Raw genomic sequence first — 20,161 nt, 5'->3', positions numbered from 1 at the left:
TCCTTCTGTCGTGCGAGTCGGTCATGGGGATGGACCGGGGTTCGCCGCGCAACTCATCGGTCCGGCGGCAATCTACTGTCCGGGGCCGGGTGCGCGCGGGGTGTCCGAGAGGATGTCTTTTACAGATAAATTACCTGCTAATCTTTTCGTATGGTCACAACCGCCCAGTTCCGTCAGGCAGTTCGGGTCGGTCCGGCCGGAGACGGCTGGCACAAGCCCGCGCTCAGCGCCGTGGTCACCATGGGCGCGCTCAACCTCACCCTGCTCGGCCTCGGCCGGCTCGACCTCGCCCTCTACACCTCGGCCGGAGGCCTGGGCGCGCTGTACGGGCACGGCCTGCCCTACCGGGCCCGGGCCCGGACACTGGCCGGCGTGCTGCTCGGCACCGTGCTCAGCACCGGCGCCGCCCTCACCGCCGCCGCGCTGACCCGGGACGCCGCCGTCCTGGTCGCGGTGGCGGCGGCGCTCGCCGCCCTGCACAAGCTGCTCTGCGACGCCGCCAGGGTCGGCCCGCCCGGCAGCCTGATCATCACCTTCACCTCCGCCAGCTGCGCCTTCGTCCCGCAGCGGCTCGCCGAGGTGCCGCCGCACCTGGCACTCACCGTGCTCGGCGCCGCCCTGGCCTGGCTGGTCTGCATGGCCCCGGCCCTGGTGCGCCCGTACGGGCCGGAGCGGATCGCCACCGCCCGCGCGCTGGAGGCCGCCGCCCGGCTGCTGCGGACCGGGCCCGACGCGTCGGACGCCGCCGCCCGTACCGCCCTGGTCGGCGCGGTCGAGGCGGCCTGGCAGAGCCTCGCGCTCTCCACCCGGGACCGGCGGCGCGCCCTCGGCGACGCGCCCGAGCGGCTGCTGGTGCGCGCGGAGGCCGCACTGGCCGGACCGGCCCGGCCCGAGGACGCCGCGCGGTACCTCGGCTGGGCCCGCGACCTGCGGCGCGGCCGCCCACTGCCGTCGCCGGACCTCACCGAGGCGGAGGCCGCCGAGCCGGCCGCCCGCCGCCCCGGCCCCCGGCCACCGCTGCGGCGGGCGCTGCGGCCGGGGTCGGCGCTGCCGCCGATCGCGCTGCGCGTCGCGGTCGGCTGCGCCGCCGCCGGGTGGCTCTCGCTGGCGCTCGGCGTCGGCCGGCCGTACTGGGCGGTGGTCACCGCGGCCTCGGTGTTCCAGGCCAACAGCACGCTGTCCTGGCAGCGCGCCCTGCAGCGGGTGCTGGGCAACCTGCTCGGCCTGCTGCTGTTCACCGCCGCCCTGCCCGTCGCGCACTCGGCCCCGGTGGCGCTGATCGGGCTCGGGCTGGTCTGCCAGTTCGGCGCGGAGGCGACGATCGCCCGCAGCTACTGGCTGGCGACGGTCTTCGTGACCCCGATGGCGCTGCTGATGACGGAGTTCGCGGGCCCGCAGCCGGCCGGGGCGCTGGTCGCCGACCGCTGGCTGGACACCTGCGTCGGCGCGCTCACCGGCCTCGCGGCCTGCCTGCTGGTCACCAACCGCCGCACCGCCGCCCGGCTGGCCCGCGCCCTGGCCGGAGCCGAGGCCGCCGGACAACGGGCACTGGCCGCCGTCCGAGCCGGCCAGGCCGTGAGCGCCCCGGAGGCGCGCGCCGCCCGTACCGGCCTCGCCACCGCCCTGCTGGAACTGCGCGAGGCCACCGACACCGCCGCCGGCGAGTGGCGCCGCCCCGCCCTCCCGCACCAGCGCGCCACCGCCACCGAGCAGCAGGCCCACCACCTGCTGGCCGCCCTGCTGGAACGCCGCGGCCGCGGCCGCCTGCCGGACCCGGCCGGGCCCCTGCCGGACACGGCCTAGGATCGAAGCCGATCGGCCGGCCGCAGAACGGGAGCAGCACGCGTGGAGGACGTCGTCGCAGGTGTGCTGCGCCAGTGGGAGCGGGCCTACCCGGGGCTGGACACCGGGCCGATCGCCGTCCTCGGCCGGATCAACCGCTGCGCCGCGCTGCTCCAGCAGACCCCCGACCCGCTCACCCGGGCCGGCCTCACCCGCGCCGAGTTCGACATCCTCGGGGCCCTGCTCCGCCTCGACCGCGAGCTGACCCCCACCCAGCTGGCCAGGGAGAGCTTCGCCTCCGGCGCCGCCGTCACCAAGCGGCTGCGGCTGCTGGAGGAGCGCGGCCTGGTCAGCCGCCGCACCGACGACCGGGACCGCAGGGTCGCCCACCTCGCGCTCACCGAGCAGGGCCGGACGCTGGTGGACGGACTGATCCAGGAACTCGTCGCCCACGACCGCGCCCTGCTGTCCGGCCTCACCCCCGCCGAACAGGACCGGCTCGCCGAGGCCCTCAGCGGGCTGCTGACCAGCCTCGAGGGGACGATCGGCCGCACCCTGGGCTGAGCCGCCAGGGGATGACGAGGCGTCAACGGCGCCGCCCCGGCGCCGGCGGTGCCCGGATTCCTTGCCGAGGAGACCGAGCGTGCGGGCGGCGAACGCGGCGCGCGGGCGGGCGCGGCGCACCAGTCCGGCGAGGAGCGGCCTCCGGGCCGGCGACGGGCTCCGGGCCCGCCTCGTACGTGAGGAGGGCCGTCAACGCGCCGCGCACCATGCCCGGGCCCTCCACCGGCAGGACCCCGATCATCCGCGCCCTCCCCCTCTCAGGTGACGGTCGCGGGCGGAGTTCATCGGACAACAGGCCTTGCCAGGGCCGGTTTCCGTGCTTGATCGGCCACGAGCGGTCCGCCGGTCGGCGTAGCCTTCGTGCATGGCAGAGAGCAAGGTCCGGAAGGCCGCGGCGAAGAAGCCGGTGGCGAAGAAGGCGGCGGTGAAGCCGAGGAAGCCGGAATCGCACCTGGCGATGGTGCGTCGGGCCCGGAGGATCAACCGCGAACTGGCGGAGCTGTACCCGTACGCGCATCCGGAGCTGGACTTCGAGAACCCCTTCCAGCTGCTGGTGGCCACCGTGCTGTCGGCGCAGACCACCGACCTGCGGGTGAACCAGACCACCCCGGCGCTGTTCGCGAAGTACCCGACGCCGGAGGACATGGCGGCGGCGAACCCGGAGGAGCTGGAGGAGATCATCCGCCCGACCGGCTTCTTCAGGAACAAGGCGAAGTCGCTGCTGGGCCTCTCGATAGCGCTGCGCGACGAGTTCGGCGGCGAGGTCCCGGGCCGCCTGGCCGACCTGGTGACCTTGCCGGGCGTCGGCCGCAAGACCGCCAACGTCGTCCTGGGCAACGCCTTCGGTGTTCCCGGCATCACCGTGGACACCCACTTCGGGCGGCTGGCCCGACGGTTCGGCTGGACCACCGAGGAGGACCCGGTGAAGGTCGAGGCGGCCGTCGCCGAGATCTTCCCGAAGTCGGAGTGGACGATGCTCTCGCACCGGGTGGTCTTCCACGGCCGCCGGATCTGCCACTCCCAGAAGCCCGCCTGCGGCGCGTGCCCGATCGCGCCGCTCTGCCCCTCGTACGGCGAGGGGGAGACCGACCCGGAGAAGGCACGCAAACTGTTGAAGTACGAGATGGGCGGCCAGCCCGGGCAGCGGCTGCGGCCGCCGGCCGACTTCCCCGGTGAGGCGGCCGCCCGCGCGGACGCCGCCGTCCACCAGGGGCGGGTCGCGGACCTGGCGGTGGACGCGTGAGCGGGCGGTGCGGGCACCCCGGGCCGGAAGCCGGGGGAGTCGCGCGGGGCATCGAGCCGGACGGGCTGCCGGCCTGGCTGGAGCCGGTCCGGGTGGCGGCCGAGCGGGTGCTGCCGGAGCAGCTGAGCCGCTTCCTGCCGCCGGCCGAGGGCGGCCGTCCGGCGGCCGTGCTGATGCTGTTCGGCGAGGGACCCCAGGGGCCGGACCTGCTGTTGATCGAGCGGGCCCGTTCGCTGCGCTCGCACGCCGGGCAGCCGTCCTTCCCGGGCGGTGTGCTGGACCCGGAGGACGGCGATCCGAACGGCCCGGGCCCGATCGCGGCGGCGCTGCGCGAGGCCTGGGAGGAGACCGGCCTGGACCCGGCCGGGGTGCAGGTGTTCGCGGAGCTGCCCCGGCTGTACATCCCGGTGAGCAGCTTCGTGGTGACCCCGGTGCTCGGCTGGTGGCGCGAGGAGACGCCGGTGCGCCCGGTGGACACGGCCGAGACCGGCGCGGTGTTCCGGGTCCCCGTCACGGAGCTGGCCGACCCGGCGAACCGGGTGCGGCTGCGGCAGCCGTCCGGGCACCTCGGCCCGGCCTTCTCGGTCGCCGGGCGGCTGGTCTGGGGCTTCACCGCCGGGGTGATCGACCGGGTGCTGCACCACAGCGGCCTGGAGCTGCCCTGGGACCCGTCCCGGGTCGTCGACCTCCCGGACGACGCGCTGGCGCTGGTCCGGGGCGACCTCGAACACACCCGGGTGCTGCCGGGCGGCGACGCCGACGCTTCGTGACCGGCCGTCGGCGCGTCCGGCGCGCGGACCGTGGGAGGGTGTCCGAGTGAACGTCCTGGATGTGCTGCTGATCGCCGCGGCCGTGGCATTCGCCGTGTCGGGCTACCGGCAGGGCTTCGTGGTCGGCGTGCTCTCGCTGGTCGGTTTCCTCGGCGGCGGCCTGCTCGCCGTCGAGCTGCTGCCGCTGCTGGTGCTCGACCACATCGGCCCCGGCACCACGGCCTCGGTGGTGGCGGTCGTGGTGGTGATCGTCCTCGCCGCGATCGGCCAGGCGATCACCGCGCACTACGGCTGGAAGCTGCGCGGGCACATCGGGCGGCGCCCGGCCAGGGTGCTGGACGCGAGCGGCGGCGCGGTGGTGAACGTCGTCTCGATGCTGCTGGTGGCCTGGCTGATCGGCTCGGCGCTGGCCGGGGCGTCCCTCCCGACGGTCTCCCGGCAGGTCCGCTCCTCGGCGGTCCTCGGCGGGGTGCAGAACGCGCTGCCCGACGACGCGCCGAACTGGTTCTCGGACTTCTCCAAGGTGCTCGCCCGCAACGGCTTCCCGCAGGTCTTCAACCCCTTCGAGCACGAGCCGATCACCCAGGTCGACAGCCCCGACCCCGCGCTGGCCGCCAGCCCGGCGGTGGCGCGGGCCCGGCAGAGCCTGGTCAAGGTGGTCGGCACCGCGACCTCCTGCGGCAAGACCCTTGAGGGCAGCGGCTTCGTCTTCGCCCCGCACCGGGTGATGACCAACGCCCACGTGGTCGGCGGGGTCAACGAGCCGACCGTGCAGATCGGCGGCGTCGGGCAGCTGTACGACGCGACGGTGGTCCGCTACGACTGGCAGCGCGACATCGCCGTCCTGGACGTGCCCAAGCTGAACGCGCCCGCGCTGGCCTTCGCGGGCGAGGCGAAGACCAACGACAGCGCGATCGTGGCGGGCTTCCCGGAGAACGGCGCCTTCAACGTCCAGCCGGCCCGCATCCGCGGCCGGATCCAGGCCAACGGCCCGGACATCTACCACCGCGGCCAGGTGGTCCGCGACGTCTACTCGGTGCGCTCGGTGGTTCGGCAGGGCAACAGCGGTGGCCCGCTGCTCACCCCGGACGGCGAGGTGTACGGCGTGGTCTTCGCCAAGTCCCTGGACAGCGCGGACACCGGCTACGTGCTGACCGCTTCCGAGGTGCGCGAGGACGTCGAGCAGGGTGGCGCCGCGACCGCCCGGGTGGACACCCAGGGCTGCGCGCTCTGACCGGGCGGGGCCGGGGTCTGGGCCGAGGTTGGGTCCGAGGTTGGGTCCGGGGTTGGGGCCGAGGTTGGGTCCGGGGTCGGGCCGGAGAGGGTGCGGGCCCGGCTCCGGCTCCGGGAGCGGTCGGCGGGCGCGCCGGGCCGGACCGTCCGATATCCGTCGCTCCGTCAGGTGGCCCTGGTAGCGTCGGCCGCGCTCACCCGTTCGGCTCAACCGGGCGCCGTCCCGGCGTGGGCCGACGGGAGGGACCGGCAGTCCGATGATGGGTCATTCGCACGCGGTGAGCGGGGCGATGCTGTACGCCGCCTCGGCCCCCTTCCTGCCCCCGCTGCTGTTGCACACCACCCTGCAGCCGGCGGACATACTGATGGGCACGGTGCTGTGCGCGGGCGCGGCCCTGCTGCCCGACCTCGACCACCACGACGGCTCGATCGCCAACTTCCTCGGGCCGGTCTCCAAGGTGCTCTGCCGCTTCGTGGCCTGGATCTCCGGCGGCCACCGGCACGCCACCCACTCGCTGCTGTTCGTCGCGCTGATGGGCGGCGGCACCTGGGCCGGGGTCACCTACCTGGGCCGCAACTTCACCCTCGGGCTGACCTTCTTCCTGCTGGCGCTCGCGATCCGGGCCCTGCGGCTCTGCCCGCCGGGCGACGGCCCGGAGGCGTGGATCACCGTCATCGGCCTGGCCGCGCTCGGCACCTTCGGGATGAACACCTGGATGCCCACCTCGCCCGGCTGGCTGCCGTACGCGGTGGCCCTGGGCACGCTGGCGCACCTGCTCGGCGACTGCCTGACCAAGAAGGGCGCGCCGCTGCTCTGGCCGCACAAGGAGCGCTACGAGGTCGTGCTGATCAAGCGCAGCGGCAACAGCGTCGAGACCAAGGTGCTGGTGCCGATCATGTCGGTGGCGACCTTCGTCCTGCTCTGGTTCACCGCGCTGTCGCCGACGATCGTCAACTGAACGGGGTGCCGGGCGGGGCGCTCGGCCTGCGGGCGGCCGGTGCGTGTGGCCCGGTGTGCGTGGCCCGGCGTTTGTGGCCCGGCGTTTGTGGCCGGTGCGTTCCGGCCGGTGGATGGATGCGGCGCGAGGCCTCAGGTCTCGCGCCGCAGTCGTGCGCCCACCCAGCGGGCGCGCCGGCCGAGGATGCGGGGGATGCCGAGCTGCCGCCGCTCCGAACGCTGACGGCCGTCGGGGCCGTCGAAGCCGAGGTCGTCCGCCCGGTCGGGACGGTGGGCGGAGCGCTGGGGGCTGTTGTGACGTCGGCCGCGCGGGGCGCCGCCGCTTTCGGGCATCCAACTCATACCGGAATGGATGCCCCTGGGCCGGTGGGGGTAACCGCCCGGGCTTCGCCGAAATTGGCCTATGCGGTTGTCATATGAGCGACAAAGTAAGGGAGTTGGGGTCAAGGGCCCTTCCGCCCGACCGCGCGTACGGCCGTGTCGGGCCCCGTGCGGGGCCCCGTGCCGGGCGTTGCGCCGGGCGTTGCGCCGGGCGTTGCGCCGGGCCCGGTACCGGGCCCGGGCGGGTCACTCCTTGTGGCGGCCGACCCAGTCCAGCAGCTCGGCGGTGAACTCCTCCGGCGCCTCCTCGTGCGGGAAGTGCCCGACCCCCGGCAGCAGCCGCCAGCGGTACGGCGCCGCGACGTACTCGCCGCCGCCGAGCGCGGTGTGCGACAGCAGCACCGGGTCCGCCGCGCCCTGGACGTGCAGGGTCGGTGCGGTGATCGGCTTCTTCATCCGGCGGGCGAACTGGATGCCGTCCGGCCGGGCCATCGAGCGCAGCAGCCAGCGGTAAGGCTCGATCGAGCAGTGCGCGGTGCTGGGAATCTGGATCGCCTGCCGGTACGCGTGCAGCGCGGCATCGTCCAGGCCGTTCGGGCCGGTCCAGGACGTCAGGTAGTGGCCGACCAGCTCGGCGTCGTCGGCCACCAGGCGGCGTTCCGGTATCCACGGCCGCTGGAAGCCCAGCACGTGCTCGAAGGCGGCGAACTGCCGGCGGTCGGTCAGCAGCGCCCGGCGCAGGTCCCTCGGGTGCGCGGCGGAGACCACGGTGAGGCTCTGGATGACGGACGGTCGCATCACCGCCGCCACCCAGGCCAGGGTGCCGCCGGAGGCGTGCCCGACCAGGTGGGCCCGGCGCTCGCCGAGCGAGCGGATCACCCCGGTGATGTCCAGGGCGAGGTTGCCCGGGTCGTACCCGCGCGGGGTGCGGTCGCTGCCGCCGATGCCGCGCAGGTCGAGCGCCACCGCGCGGTAGCCGGCCTCGGCGAGCGCGGTCATCTGGTGCCGCCAGGCCCACCAGTACTCGGGCCAGCCGTGCACCAGCAGCACCAGCGGGCCGGAGCCCAGCTCGGCGATGTGGAAGCGGGCGCCGTTGGCCGCGAGGTCGCGGTGCGTCCACGGGCCGGGCTGCCGGATGCTCCAGGCCTCGTCGCCGTTCGCCGGGGACCCGGCGGATGCCGCCGCGCGGGGCTCCCGGTCGGGCTTCCGCGCGGGTGCCAGGCCGGTGCCCTCGGGGCCGGTGCCCTCGGGGGCGGCGCCGGGCTCGTCGGGGCCGACGGAGCCTTCGGGGGTGAGTCCGGCGCCGGAGTCGGGGCCGGAGTCGGCGGACGGCTGCGCGGGCACGGGCTTCTGGTCAAGCGGCATACCGAGAGCGTGTCACATCCGCGGGCCCGACACGTGCCCGGCACTCGCTGTCGGCGGGTTCGGTGCCTTCGGTGCTTGTCGACGCGGGGCCGCTGGGGGCGCTGGGGTCGCTGGGGCCGTCGGGACCATCGGGGTCGCCGGGGCCGTCGGGGTCGCCGGGGTCGCCGGGGTCGCAGGGCCGCCGGGCCGCCTCGGCAGGCCCGGGGCGTCCGGGGTGCCGAGGCCGACGCACCGACGGCCCGGCAGGTGCCGGGCCGTCGGTGTGCCGGTGCGCGCTTCGCCCTGTGCGTCAGTGGGCCGGGCTGGGCCGGGCCGGTTACGGGATGCGGCCGAAGGCCCGGTCGATCTCCTCCTGGGTGGCCGGGCGCGGCCGGGCGTTCTTCAGCACGTCGGCGGTCTTCTGAGCGCCCTCGATGGTGCGGACCGGCTTCTCGATCTTCTTGAACGAGCGCCAGGCCAGCATCCCGAGCAGCACCGCGAGCAGCAGGTAGGCGCCCGCCACGACCAGGAACGACCAGCCCAGCGACAGGCCGAGCGCGTGGATGCCGAAGGCCGCCGCGGCGCTCAGCATCGGGATGGAGAACAGCGCCACCACGCCGGCGACGATCAGCGAGACGCCGCCGGAGACGCCGCGCTTGACGTCCGCGCGGATCTCGGCCTTGGCGAGCGCGATCTCGTCGTGGACCAGCGCGGACAGGTCGGCGGTGGCCGCCGCGAACAGCTGCCCCACCGAACGCTCGCCCTCGTAGGGCACCCGGCCGTTGCTGGACGGGTCTGCGGCTCCTGTGGGCATCAGCTGTTCTCCTCTGCGGCTGTGCGGCGTGACGCCGCCGCGGGTAGCGGTTCCGGGGCCGGTGGGGGGTCCGGAGGCGTCTGTGGGTTGTCGACAGCTCAGAATCATGCCCCTACCGGTCAGTCGGACACCACTCCGGGGCCCCGCGGGAGGGATGTGTCCCGGCGGCGGAAGGCTTCCGGGTGCCTTCGCGGGGGGCCTGCGGGCGCCTCAGTCGGGCTGTCCGGGGCGGCCCCGGTAACCGGAGCCGGAACCGGAGCCCGGGTCGGCGCCGGAGCCCGGGCCGGAGCCGGAGCTCGGGTCGGACGCGTGGCCGGAGTCGGGGCTCGGGTCGGGGTCGGAGCCCTGTCCCTCGCCGGCCCGGTGGGCGAACTCGCCGACCCGCGCCCGCCAGGCCGGGTCGTCCTCCTGGTAGATGTCCGGGATGCCGTCCCCGTCCAGGTCGCGGTCCTCCTCCTCGCACAGTGCGCGGTAGTGCCGGTTGCGCAGCTTCAGCAGCACCGTGGCGACCACCGCGGAGAGCACCGAGCCGACCAGCACGGCCGTCTTGGCCCGGGCGGCGAGCGCCGGGTCGTCCGGGAAGGCCAGCTCGCTGATCAGCAGCGAGACGGTGAAACCTATGCCCGCGAGCACCGAGACCGCGACCATGTCGGCCCACTTGAGCTGCGGGTTCAGCTCGGCCCTGGTGAACCGGGCGGTCAGCCAGGCGCCTCCGAGCACGCCTATCGACTTGCCGACCAGCAGACCGATCACGATGCCGAGCGGGGCGGCCTGGGTGAACACCTCGCGCAGCTTCGGACCGGAGACGGCCACCCCGGCCGAGAACAGCGCGAACACCGGGACGGCCAGGCCGGCCGAGAGCGGGCGGACCAGGTGCTCGATGTGCTCGCCGGGGGAGTGCTGCTCGTCGCCCTCCCGGTGGCAGCGCAGCATCAGGCCCATCGCGACGCCCGCCACCGTGGCGTGGATGCCGCTCTCGTGCATCAGTGCCCAGGTCACGAAGGCCAGCGGTACGAAGAGGTACCAGCCGTGGACGCCGCGCCGGTGCAGGAACCAGAACAGCACCAGGCCGGCGAAGGCGAGGCCGAGCGCCCAGAACTTGATGCCGTGGCTGTAGAAGATCGCGATGATCAGGATCGCGATCAGGTCGTCGACCACCGCCAGGGTGAGCAGGAAGGCGCGCAGCGGGGAGGGCAGGTGGCTGCCGACCACGGCCAGTACCCCGAGTGCGAAGGCGATGTCGGTGGCGGTCGGGATCGCCCAGCCACTCGGGTGCCCGCCGCTGCCGGAGTTCACCAGGACGTAGAGGATCGCGGGCAGCGCCACCCCGCAGACGGCGGCGACGACGGGCAGCAGCGCGGCACTGGGCGTGCGCAGCTCACCCGCGACGAACTCGCGTTTGAGCTCGATCCCGGCGACGAAGAAGAAGATCGTCAGCAGGCCGTCCTTGGCCCAGGTGGCCAGGGAGAGGTCGAGGTGGAGCGGGGCGGAGGGGCCGACGGTGTAGTCGAGCACGCTCTGGTAGGCCTGCGGCCAGACGTTGGCCCAGATCAGTGCGACGACGGCGGCGCCCAGCAGCAGCATGCCGCCGACCGTCTCGGTGCGCAGGGCGTCGGTGATGAAGGTGCGCTCGGGTAGTGACAGCCGGCCGAGGAACTGCCGGCGGCGGGTCGTCGGCTCGTGGACGGGCGGCTGATCGGTCACGGGGACCTCCTGGGGCTGGGAGCGGCAACGGATGCACGGGTGGTGCAGTTGCCGACCAGACTTCCCGGCGCGCCCTGTGACGCCCGCGATTCCCGTCAAGGGCCTTGATGCGTCCTTAATAGTCTAGCGGGACGTTTGGGTGACATCCGGATAGTCCTACCAAAGGACTTAAACCCTGTGGACTGGTTCTGCACCCCGGGGGCGCAGCGGTCACAGGCGTGCTGATGTAACGGCTGTCGGATCCGGCTACGGGAAACGGCTGTGGGAAACGGCTGTGGGAAACGGCTGTGGGAAACGGCTGTGCCCCGGGCGGTGGTCGCCGCCCGGGGCACAGCCGTTCTCAAGGGGTTCGGCCGTCACCGGCCGGGTGGGTTCAGCCGTTGCCGTTGTCCGAGGACGGCAGCTGGGCCTGGATCTGGCTCATCACCGTGCTGTCGGCCAGGGTGGTGGTGTCACCGACCTCGCGGCCCTCGGCGATGTCGCGCAGCAGGCGGCGCATGATCTTGCCGGAGCGGGTCTTCGGCAGCTCGCCGACCACCTTGATCTGCTTCGGCTTGGCGATCGGTCCGAGCGTGCGGCCGACGTGCGCCCGCAGTTCCTCGACCAGCTCGGGGCTGTCGGCGACGCTGCCGCGCAGGATCACGAAGGCGACGATGGCCTGGCCAGTGGTGGCGTCGGTCGCGCCGACCACGGCGGACTCGGCCACGGACGGGTGGCCGACCAGGGCCGACTCGACCTCGGTGGTGGAGATGTTGTGGCCCGAGACGAGCATGACGTCGTCCACCCGGCCCAGCAGCCAGATGTCGCCGTCCTCGTCCTTCTTGGCGCCGTCACCGGCGAAGTAGCGGCCCTCGAAGCGCGACCAGTAGGTGTCGATGTAGCGCTGGTCGTCGCCCCAGATGGTGCGGAGCATGGACGGCCACGGCTCGGTGAGCACCAGGTAGCCGCCGGAGCCGTTCGGCACCTCGACGGCGTTGTCGTCCACCACGGTGGCCGCGATGCCCGGCAGGGCGCGCTGGGCCGAGCCCGGCTTGGTCTCGGTGACGCCCGGCAGCGGACTGATCATGATGGCGCCGGTCTCGGTCTGCCACCAGGTGTCCACGATCGGGCACCGGCCGCCGCCGATGTGCTCGCGGTACCAGACCCACGCCTCGGGGTTGATCGGCTCGCCGACGCTGCCCAGCACGCGCAGCGAGGACAGGTCGAACTTCGCGGGGATGTCGTCGCCCCACTTCATGAAGGTGCGGATCGCGGTCGGCGCGGTGTAGAGGATGGTCACGCCGTACTTCTGGACGATCTCCCAGAACCGGCCCTGGTGCGGGGTGTCCGGGGTGCCCTCGTAGATGACCTGGGTGGCGCCGTTGGAGAGCGGGCCGTAGACGATGTACGAGTGGCCGGTGACCCAGCCGATGTCGGCGGTGCACCAGTAGACGTCGGTCTCCGGCTTGAGGTCGAAGACCGCGTGGTGGGTGTAGCTGGCCTGGGTGAGGTAGCCGCCCGAGGTGTGCAGGATGCCCTTGGGCTTACCGGTGGTGCCCGAGGTGTAGAGGATGAACAGCGGGTGCTCGGCGTCGTGCGCCTCGGGGGTGTGCTCGGTGGACTGGCGCGCGGTGATCTCGTGCCACCAGACGTCGCGGCCCTCGGTCCACGGGATGTCCTGTCCGGTGCGGCGGACCACCAGGACGTGCTCGACGCCGTCGGCCTTGGTGAGCGCCTCGTCGATGGCCGGCTTGAGGGCGGAGGGCTTGCCGCGGCGGTAGCCGCCGTCGGCGGTGATGACGAGCTTGGCCTGGGCGTCCTGGATGCGGGAGGCGACGGCGTCGGAGGAGAAGCCGCCGAAGACCACCGAGTGGGTGGCGCCGATCCGGGCGCAGGCGAGCATCGCGATGACCGCCTCGGCGATCATCGGCAGGTAGACGGCGACCCGGTCGCCCTTGCGGACGCCGAGCTCCAGCAGCGCGTTGGCCGCCTGCGAGACCTCGTCCTTGAGCTGGGCGTAGGTGATCGAACGGCCGTCGCCGGGCTCGCCCTCGAAGTGGATGGCGACCCGGTCGCCCAGGCCGTTCTCCACGTGGCGGTCGACGCAGTTGTACGCGACGTTGAGCTTGCCGTCGGCGAACCACTTGGCGAAGGGCGGGTTGGACCAGTCGAGGGTCTCGGTCGGCTCGACGGCCCAGGTGAGGCGGCGGGCCTGCTCGGCCCAGAAGCCCAGACGGTCCTCGGAGGCCTGCGCGTACGCGGCCGCGGTGACGTTGGCGGCTGCGGCGAGCTCTGCCGGCGGGGCGAAGCGCCGCTCCTCCTTGAGCAGGTTGGCCAGGCTCTCGTTGCTCAACGCGCACTCCTCATCGAGTCATGATCGGGGGCGATCCCGTGCGTGGGGATTGTCCCGTGTGTCCCAGCGCACAGCTCACCAGGCGAACGGGGCAGTTGACAAGAGGCTCCTGGGAATTGGTGTAGACCTTTGATCGGCGGCCGACCGGCCTCCGGTGCGATCCGCCCGGGAGGACCGGACGACCGCGCGGGGGTGGGTGGGCCCGTGCCCCGGCCCGCCCGGCGGGGACACGGACCCGGCTCTCAGGCAGCCAGCCGGGGATCCCCCTCACTGCCCCCGGCCGGAACCCGATCGTCCTCATTCACCCGTTCGGCCGATGCCGCGTTCGGCCGGACGCCGGGGTCGGTTCCGACGGCTGCCTCGGCGTGGCGTTCGATCGCGTTCGGGTGCTTCCCGGGGCGGGCCTCGACCGGGCTGAACGTCCCGGCGGCCCGGTCCAGGACGTAGGCCTGGGCCGTCGCGAAGTCGAAGTACATCCCGACCAGCCGCAGGGTGCCCTCCTCGACCCGGCGCTCGACCGCCGGGTTCGCCATCAACTGGTCCAACTGCTGGACCACGTTGGTGATGCAGAGCTGCTCCACGACATCCACCACGGGCCGGGAGGCGAACTCCGCCGGGACGCGTCGGAGCCGGTCCAGCGAGCCGCGGCCGTTGCGCAGCCAGCGGGCCAGCGGGGTGGGTGGCCCGGGGCGCTCGTGCACGCCGTCCAGCAGGGCCTGCATCGCACCGCAGCCGGAGTGGCCGCAGACCGTGATCGACCGGACCTCCAGCACCTCGACTGCGTACTGCACCGCGGCGGCCACCGAGTCGTCCGCCGCGCCGGGTTCGTGCGGGGCCGGCACCAGGTTGCCCACGTTGCGCACGGTGAACAGGTCGCCCGGACCGCTGTTGGTGATCATGCTGGTGACCATCCGGGAGTCCGCGCAGGTCAGGAAGAGCTGGGAGGGCGTCTGCCCCTCGCGCGCCAGCCGGGCGAGTTCCGGCCGGATCAGCGGGGCGGTGTGCAGCTGGAACACCCGGACGCCGTCCAGCAGTCGGCCGTGCGGGTCCTCCTGCTGCTCGATGCAGTGGTGGCCGACCCAGGGCGTCCAGGCCCGGCAGCGGTGCGGGCCCGGTGAACTGCCCGCGCGCACGGTGCCGTCCGGGTCGAGCACCTCGTCGTCCTGGCGGCGCGTCACCAGTGAGACCCGGCCGCCCGTGTCCTGGTGCCCGGCCCGCCAGGTGTGCAGCGTCTCGTACGCGGCGTGGTCCAGGAAGGAGCCGTCGTGGACCACGGTGACCTCGGCCCCGGCCGGGATGCCGGCCAGCGCCCGGCCGAGCCTGGGCACGGTGGTGAAGGTGAGCGGGCCGTGGGTGTGGACGGTGAACGTGCCGCCGGGGCCGGTCTCCACGTCCACGTGGGCGCGGGTCAGCCGGTAGAGGGCGAGCAGCATGGCGGTGCCGGCGCCGATCGCGACGCCCCACAGCACGCCGGCGGCCACCACACCGAGCACGGTGACCAGGTAGACGGGGAACTCGCGGTGCCGGTGCACCTTGCGGATGTGCGCGAAGTTCACCATCTGCAGCCCGACCGCCAGCACCAGCGCGGCGAGCGCGGCCAGCGGGATCCGGCGCAGCCCGCCGGTCAGCGCCAGTGCGGCGGCCAGCACCCAGACGCCGTGCAGTACCGAGGCCCACCTGGTCTGGCCGCCGGCCCGTACGTTGGCGGTGCCGCGCACCGCGCCGCCGGCGACCGGCAGTCCGCCGACCAGGCCGCTCACCAGGTTGGCGAGGCCCTGGCCGCGCAGTTCGCGGTCGAGGTCGCCGGTGCGGCGGGACATCCGGTCGATCGCGACGGCGGACAGCAGCGACTCCACGCTGGCGACCGCGGTGACGGTGAGGACGGCGGCGAGCAGCCCCAGCGCCGGGCCGTGCGGCAGCGCGGGCAGGAACGCCTGCGGCCGCCAGGCGGGCAGTTCGATCCGGGCGAGCCGCAGGTCCAGGGCGAGCACGAGGGCGGTGGCCAGTGCGACCCCGGCCAGCGGACCGGGCACCTTGGCCAGTCGGGCGCCGAACTCGCCCGCGCGGCCCGGCAGTCGGCCGAGCCGGGGCCAGCCGAGCAGGACGGCCGCCGTCACCGCGCCGGCCAGCAGGGCCGGCGGGTGTGGGCCGGCCAACTGCCCGGGAAGGGCCCGGAGGTTGGCGATCGTGGAGCTCTGCGGCGAGCCGCCGAGGACGACGTGCAGCTGCGCGACGGCGATGGTGATCCCGACGCCGGCCAGCATGCCGTGCACGATCGCGGGCGAGACGGCGAGCGCCGTCCGGGCCACCCGGCGTGCGCCGAGCAGGAGTTGGAGCAGACCGACGGCGACGGTGACGGCGCAGGTGGCCTGCCAGCCGTACTGGGCGATCAGCCCGGCGGTGATCACCGTCAGCGCCGCGGAGGGGCCGCTGACCTGGAGCGGTGTGCCGCCGAACAGCCCGGCGACGATCCCGCCCACGGCCGCGGCGGCCAGTCCGGCGGTGAGCGGGGCGCCGGTGGCGAGCGCGATGCCGAGGGAGAACGGCACGGCGATGAGGAAGACCACGAGGGAGGCGGAGAGGTCCTGGGCCCAGCGGATCCGGGGGCCGGGGCCCGGCGGTGCGTGGTCGGTGGTGTCGGAGGCGATGGGGGCACTGGAGATGTCGAGGGTCATTGTCTTCCCGTCTGTCCGGGGGAGCGAACGCAGTCAGGTCCGGCGGTGGGTCCGGGGGTGGGGCTCCGGGGCGGATCGGCTGTCGTGGGCGCGACGGTGTGGCGGGATGGCGTGGGCGCGGCGGGGGAGTGCGGGCGCCACCGGCCGGCGTTGACCATCAGGCCCGCCAGGACTCCGGGCGAGGTGCGGGACGTCTCACCGGGGCCGCCGGACGAACCATCAAGACTCGGTAAACCGAGGGTAATGAAAGCTTTGCACAGCGTGGTTCCGGGAGGGAAGTGGAAAACCCCCTGGTTCACTCCAATGGGTGGTGGCCGAACGGTCGGGAATCTGCTGGTGGCGGTGGGTCGGCCGGTCGCGGGAGCGCGGCGGCGTGTGGACGCGGCCGGGTACAGGGGACGGGCCGCGGCCTCCCCGGGGTGGGGAGGCCGCGGCCCGTTCGGCTGCGGCGGTGCCGGTCAGACGTGGGCGCCCGCCGGGGCCGTGCGCTCGCCGTCGTCCGCGAGCCCGCCCAGGACGAAGTCCTCGTCCACCTGGGTCGCGAGGTCGATGCCGACCTTGGAGTTGGCCCAACTCTCCGCGTTGCGGCGGTGGAAGAGCACCGCCTGCTCGGTGTAGCGGCGGGCGTCCCGCCGTCCGTACGCCGCGTCGGCCTCGATCCGCAGCTCCTCCAGCACCGTCCGGTTGGCCGGCTCCAGGGACTTCAGCGGCGGTTCGGCGCCCTGCTCCAGGCGGCGCACCCAGTCCGACTGCCCGAAGGTGGCGAGCAGGTCGTCGCCGACCTCGCGGCGCAGGAAGGCCAGGTCGTCCGGGCCCTGCACCTTGTTGCCGATGACCTTCAGTCGCACGCCGAAGTCGCGGGCGTAGTCCCTGTACTGGCGGTAGACGGAGATGCCCTTGCGGGTCGGCTCGGCCACCAGGAAGGTCAGGTCGAAGCGGGTGAACAAGCCGGAGGCGAAGGAGTCCGAGCCCGCTGTCATGTCGGTCACCAGGTACTCGTCCGGGCCGTCCAGCAGGTGGTTGAGCAGCAGTTCCACCGCGCCGACCTTGGAGTGGTAGCAGGCCACCCCGAGGTCCTCCTCGGTGAACGCGCCGGTGGCCAGCAGCCGGACCGAGCCCTCGTCCAGTGCGATCGGGCGGGCGCAGGAGGCGTAGACCGGGTTCTCCTCGACGATCCGCAGCAGTCGCGAACCGCGCCCGGGCGGCGTGGTTTTGATCATCTCGTCGGAGGAGCGGATCAGCGGGTTGCTGCCGCGCAGGTACTCCTTGATCTCCGGCAGGTGACTGCCCAGCGAGGGCAGTTCGGCGGCCTGGTCGTCCGTCAGGCCGAGGGCCGGGCCCAGGTGCTGGTTGATGTCGGCGTCCACGGCGATGACCGGTCGGCCCATGGCCGCCAGGTGGCGGATGAACAGTGCGGACAGCGTGGTCTTCCCGCTGCCGCCCTTGCCGACGAAGGCGATCTTCATCTGGGGACTCCGGCTCTCGCTCAGGGCCCTCGGGGTGGGCCGCCTGCCCAGGGCGCGCGACGCGTTCCCCAGTTGGAAATCGTTATCGTCTCCGATAGTGGTCATGCTAGCCGGGGTTTGGGTTTCGCCGGGGGCGGGAAGTGAGGATTGCCTCTAACGGGTGATGCGGGGTTGCTGTTCCGGGAGGGGCGGCCCGTTCATTACTCTCGGGTAGGTGAGCACTGGAACTGATCCCCTCGCCCCGCTGGCCCAGCTCCCCGGGGTGCCCGACGCGGTGGCCGAGGTGCGCAAGGCCGTCGACCGGCTCTACGGCCACCGGGTGATGCGCCGCCGCGCGGCCGAGGTCACCTCCGAGTCCGCGCTGCGCGGCGCCCGCGCGTCGGCGGCCCTGGCCGGGGCCGACTGGCCGCTGGAGGAGGTCCGCCGCCGCAGCGACTTCGGCGCGGACCCCGAAGCCCGGACGGTCGGCGCGGCCCTGCGGATCGCCGCCGAGGCCGGCCAGCTGCTCAGCATCTGGCGGCACTCGCCGCTCCAGGTGCTGGCCCGGCTGCACCTGCTCGCGGTCGGCGACGGCGATCCGGCCGCCGGCCGTCCGCGGCGGGCCGGGGAGGGCGCCGACGAGCTGTTCCCGCTGGAACTGGAGCCGGTGGAGAGCGTCGAGGTCGACGCCGCGGACGGGCCGCTGCCCGTGCTGCCGCCGGCGCCCGGCGCGGAGGAGGTCGCGGCCCGGCTCGACCAGCTCTCCCGGCTGCTGGTGGCGCGTGCGGAGGGCCAGGGCGTGGGCACGCCGGCCCTCGTCGTGGCCTCCGTGGTGCACGGCGAACTGCTCGCGCTGCGGCCGTTCGGCACCCACAACGGGGTGATCGCGCGGGCCGCCCAGCGGATCGTGCTGATCGCCGAGGGGCTCGACCCGAAGTCGATCTGCCCGGCCGAGGTAGGCCTGGCGGAGCTCGGTACCGCCGCCTACCGCCGGGCCCTGGCCGGCTACCTGGCGGGCACCCCGGACGGGATGGCGGCCTGGATCGCCCACTGCGGCCGGGCGCTGCGGCTCGGCGTGCGGGAGAGCACGGCGGTCTGCGAGGCGATGCAGCGCGGGATGGTCTGAGCGGCCGGACGTCGAGCGGCGCGCACGCCCCGAGAGGGGCGTGCGGACGCCGGGAAGCGCGCGGAAACCGTGGAGGCGTGCGGAAACCGTGGAGGCGCGCGGGGATCGCGGAGGCGCGCGGAGACGGAGATGCGGCGGCACCTGATCCTGCCGGGTGCCGCCGCTGGTGCAGATACCGGGTGACCATGCATGCACCGGAAGTGCCGATCAGACGGGGATCCTGCCCGTTCGTCTGGTCCGGCGGCCCGACAGCGGGTCGGCTGCATGTGGGTGCCCGGATATCTGTACATGCGGTCCGTGGGGCCTGAACTGCGTTGTCGGTTTGACCTCTTAGGTCCTGACCGGGTCTCGCGGGCCGTGCTTCATTTGTATCGCGTTTCGGGCGAAAGGGGAACCCGAAACGAGAAGTCTGTCCCGATTGCCCGTTTTGGCCAAGGAATCCGGGGTGCGGGCCTCGGAGCCTCAGGCGAGCGGGCGCCGCCGGTGGGCCAGATACCAGATCACCCCGGCGGTCACCGCGGCCGTCCCGACCGCCACGGCGGTCAGCACCGAGCCGCTCGGAGCGGAGAACTCGGGCAGCCGCCGCCGCAGTTCCACCGGCTTGTCGAAGACCAGCACCGGCCACTCCCGGGCCTGCGCCTCCTTCCGCAGCGCGCGGTCGGGGTTGACCGCCGACGGGTGGCCGACCGCCTCCAGCAGCGGCAGGTCGGTGGAGGAGTCGCTGTACGCGTACGAGGCGGCCAGGTCGTAGCCCTCGGTCGCGGCCAACTCCCGGATGGCCGCGGCCTTGTTCTCGGCGTAGGCGTAGTACTCGATCTCGCCGGTGTAGCAGCCGTCCTCGACCTTCAACCGGGTGGCGATCACATGGTCCGCGCCGAGTAGCCGGCCGATCGGCTCGACCACCTCGGAGCCGGAGCTGCTGACGATCACCACGTCCCGGCCGGCCGCGTGGTGCTGCTCGATCAGCGAGGCCGCCTCGTCGTAGATGATCGGGTCGATCAGGTTGTGCAGCGTCTCGGCGACGATCTCGCGGACCTGCTGGACGTTCCAGCCCCGGGTGAGTGCGGAGAGGTACTCGCGCATCTTCTCCATCTGGTCGTGGTCGGCGCCGCCGACCAGGAAGACGAACTGGGCGTACGCGCTGCGCAGTACGGCCCGACGGTTGATCAGCCCGCCCTGGTAGAACGGGCGGCTGAAGGCCAGCGCGCTCGACTTGGCGATGATGGTCTTGTCGAGGTCGAAGAAGGCCGCCGTGCGTGGCCCGCCGGGCCTCGGGCGAACGGGCGGGCGGAGTTCTTGCGGGCGGAGCTCTTCGGGGCCGGTGGTGTCGCCCTGGGACTCGTCGGCGTGGTCGTCGGCGTTCTCGGTGGTGTCCACGGGAACCGAGGATAGAGGGAGCCGCAAAACACCCCGCCATTCGGCGTACTCGCGGGCGTGCGGGTTTGTGTTTCTGGCCGCTCGGGTACACCATGGAAGTCACGGATCGTTCGCGACCGTGCTAACCCGGTCCGGCTCCTCCCCCCCGAGCCGGGCTGTGGATAGACGACCCCCGCTCTCCCCCCCGGCGGGGGTCGTCGCACGTCCGGGGCCATTTTCAGGGCCTGAACGCCCCTCGCGACGGATCCGCCGTCGCGGCCTCGGCGGCCTACAGGGGGTGTCGACACCTCGGCCCGCCGATCGACTTCCGTCACTCTGCGTTGCCATTTGCTCATGTCCGTCGGGGATCGAACGGCTGGTTCCGATCGGTGCCGCGAGCCCGCCCGGAAGCGGTGTCCGGAAGGCGGCGGGTGGGGTCGGAGAGACCGGGCGAACGGGATGCGAGGGGCCGCCGGTTCATCTCGGTGACCCCC

The 20,161-nt window shown here is 73.6% G+C and carries 15 protein-coding genes; 7 read left to right on the top strand and 8 right to left on the bottom strand.

Annotated features, from left to right (window positions below; genetic code table 11):
* Positions 1 to 150 precede the first annotated feature (150 nt).
* The 6 genes from ACIQ87_RS22605 (at position 151) to ACIQ87_RS22580 (ending at position 6,551) form a co-directional block, all read left to right on the top strand.
* Complete coding sequence (locus tag ACIQ87_RS22605) at positions 151 to 1,803, top strand: FUSC family protein (protein WP_402409498.1); 1,653 nt, start codon at positions 151 to 153, stop codon at positions 1,801 to 1,803.
* A gap of 42 nt (positions 1,804 to 1,845) precedes the next feature.
* The gene (locus tag ACIQ87_RS22600; RefSeq protein WP_402409496.1) at positions 1,846 to 2,346 is read left to right on the top strand and encodes a MarR family winged helix-turn-helix transcriptional regulator; all 501 of its coding nucleotides are present in this window, start codon (positions 1,846 to 1,848) and stop codon (positions 2,344 to 2,346) included.
* A gap of 364 nt (positions 2,347 to 2,710) precedes the next feature.
* Positions 2,711 to 3,589, top strand: coding sequence for an endonuclease III (gene nth, locus ACIQ87_RS22595; RefSeq protein WP_392868237.1), 879 nt, complete (start codon positions 2,711 to 2,713; stop codon positions 3,587 to 3,589).
* Positions 3,586 to 4,359 (top strand): NUDIX hydrolase, encoded by a 774-nt coding sequence (locus ACIQ87_RS22590; RefSeq protein WP_402409494.1) that lies wholly within the window; start codon positions 3,586 to 3,588, stop codon positions 4,357 to 4,359. The genes nth and ACIQ87_RS22590 overlap by 4 nt, the downstream gene beginning before the upstream one ends.
* 46 nt (positions 4,360 to 4,405) lie before the next feature.
* Positions 4,406 to 5,593, top strand: coding sequence for a MarP family serine protease (locus tag ACIQ87_RS22585; RefSeq protein WP_392914276.1), 1,188 nt, complete (start codon positions 4,406 to 4,408; stop codon positions 5,591 to 5,593).
* A gap of 256 nt (positions 5,594 to 5,849) precedes the next feature.
* Positions 5,850 to 6,551 carry a metal-dependent hydrolase gene (locus ACIQ87_RS22580; protein ID WP_402409491.1) on the top strand — a complete coding sequence of 234 codons (702 nt, stop codon included), beginning with the start codon at positions 5,850 to 5,852 and terminating at the stop codon, positions 6,549 to 6,551.
* A 131-nt stretch (positions 6,552 to 6,682) separates the two neighbouring features.
* Here the strand turns inward: ACIQ87_RS22580 and ACIQ87_RS22575 are convergent, their stop codons facing one another.
* From ACIQ87_RS22575 to ACIQ87_RS22545, 7 genes are all read right to left on the bottom strand, one after another.
* Entirely contained in the window at positions 6,683 to 6,892 is a 210-nt protein-coding gene (locus ACIQ87_RS22575; protein ID WP_392868227.1) for a hypothetical protein, read from the bottom strand.
* 225 nt (positions 6,893 to 7,117) lie between these two features.
* The gene (locus ACIQ87_RS22570) at positions 7,118 to 8,236 is read right to left on the bottom strand and encodes an alpha/beta fold hydrolase (protein ID WP_402409489.1); all 1,119 of its coding nucleotides are present in this window, start codon (positions 8,234 to 8,236) and stop codon (positions 7,118 to 7,120) included.
* A 316-nt stretch (positions 8,237 to 8,552) separates the two neighbouring features.
* Positions 8,553 to 9,029, bottom strand: coding sequence for a phage holin family protein (locus ACIQ87_RS22565; protein ID WP_402409487.1), 477 nt, complete (start codon positions 9,027 to 9,029; stop codon positions 8,553 to 8,555).
* Positions 9,030 to 9,239: 210 nt separating this feature from the next.
* Positions 9,240 to 10,733 carry a Na+/H+ antiporter NhaA gene (gene nhaA, locus ACIQ87_RS22560; RefSeq protein ID WP_402409485.1) on the bottom strand — a complete coding sequence of 498 codons (1,494 nt, stop codon included), beginning with the start codon at positions 10,731 to 10,733 and terminating at the stop codon, positions 9,240 to 9,242.
* Between the two features lie 373 nt (positions 10,734 to 11,106).
* Positions 11,107 to 13,065 (bottom strand): acetate--CoA ligase, encoded by a 1,959-nt coding sequence (acs, locus tag ACIQ87_RS22555; protein WP_392868217.1) that lies wholly within the window; start codon positions 13,063 to 13,065, stop codon positions 11,107 to 11,109.
* A 242-nt stretch (positions 13,066 to 13,307) separates the two neighbouring features.
* Entirely contained in the window at positions 13,308 to 15,740 is a 2,433-nt protein-coding gene (locus tag ACIQ87_RS22550) for a SulP family inorganic anion transporter (protein WP_402409483.1), read from the bottom strand.
* A gap of 458 nt (positions 15,741 to 16,198) precedes the next feature.
* A complete protein-coding gene (locus ACIQ87_RS22545) occupies positions 16,199 to 17,206 on the bottom strand; it encodes an ATP-binding protein (protein WP_402409481.1) in 1,008 nt (335 codons plus the stop codon).
* 214 nt (positions 17,207 to 17,420) lie between these two features.
* On the opposite strand from ACIQ87_RS22545, the gene ACIQ87_RS22540 reads away from it, so the two are divergent.
* Entirely contained in the window at positions 17,421 to 18,311 is an 891-nt protein-coding gene (locus tag ACIQ87_RS22540; RefSeq protein WP_402409480.1) for an oxidoreductase, read from the top strand.
* 462 nt (positions 18,312 to 18,773) lie between these two features.
* Here the strand turns inward: ACIQ87_RS22540 and ACIQ87_RS22535 are convergent, their stop codons facing one another.
* A complete protein-coding gene (locus ACIQ87_RS22535) occupies positions 18,774 to 19,688 on the bottom strand; it encodes an HAD family hydrolase (protein WP_392868206.1) in 915 nt (304 codons plus the stop codon).
* Positions 19,689 to 20,161 lie beyond the last annotated feature (473 nt).

Origin of the sequence: Kitasatospora sp. NPDC096204 (genome assembly GCF_044763205.1) — a bacterium.
In the GTDB taxonomy this organism is placed as follows: Bacteria; Actinomycetota; Actinomycetes; order Streptomycetales; family Streptomycetaceae; genus Kitasatospora.
This window is presented reverse-complemented; position numbering and strand designations above follow the sequence as displayed.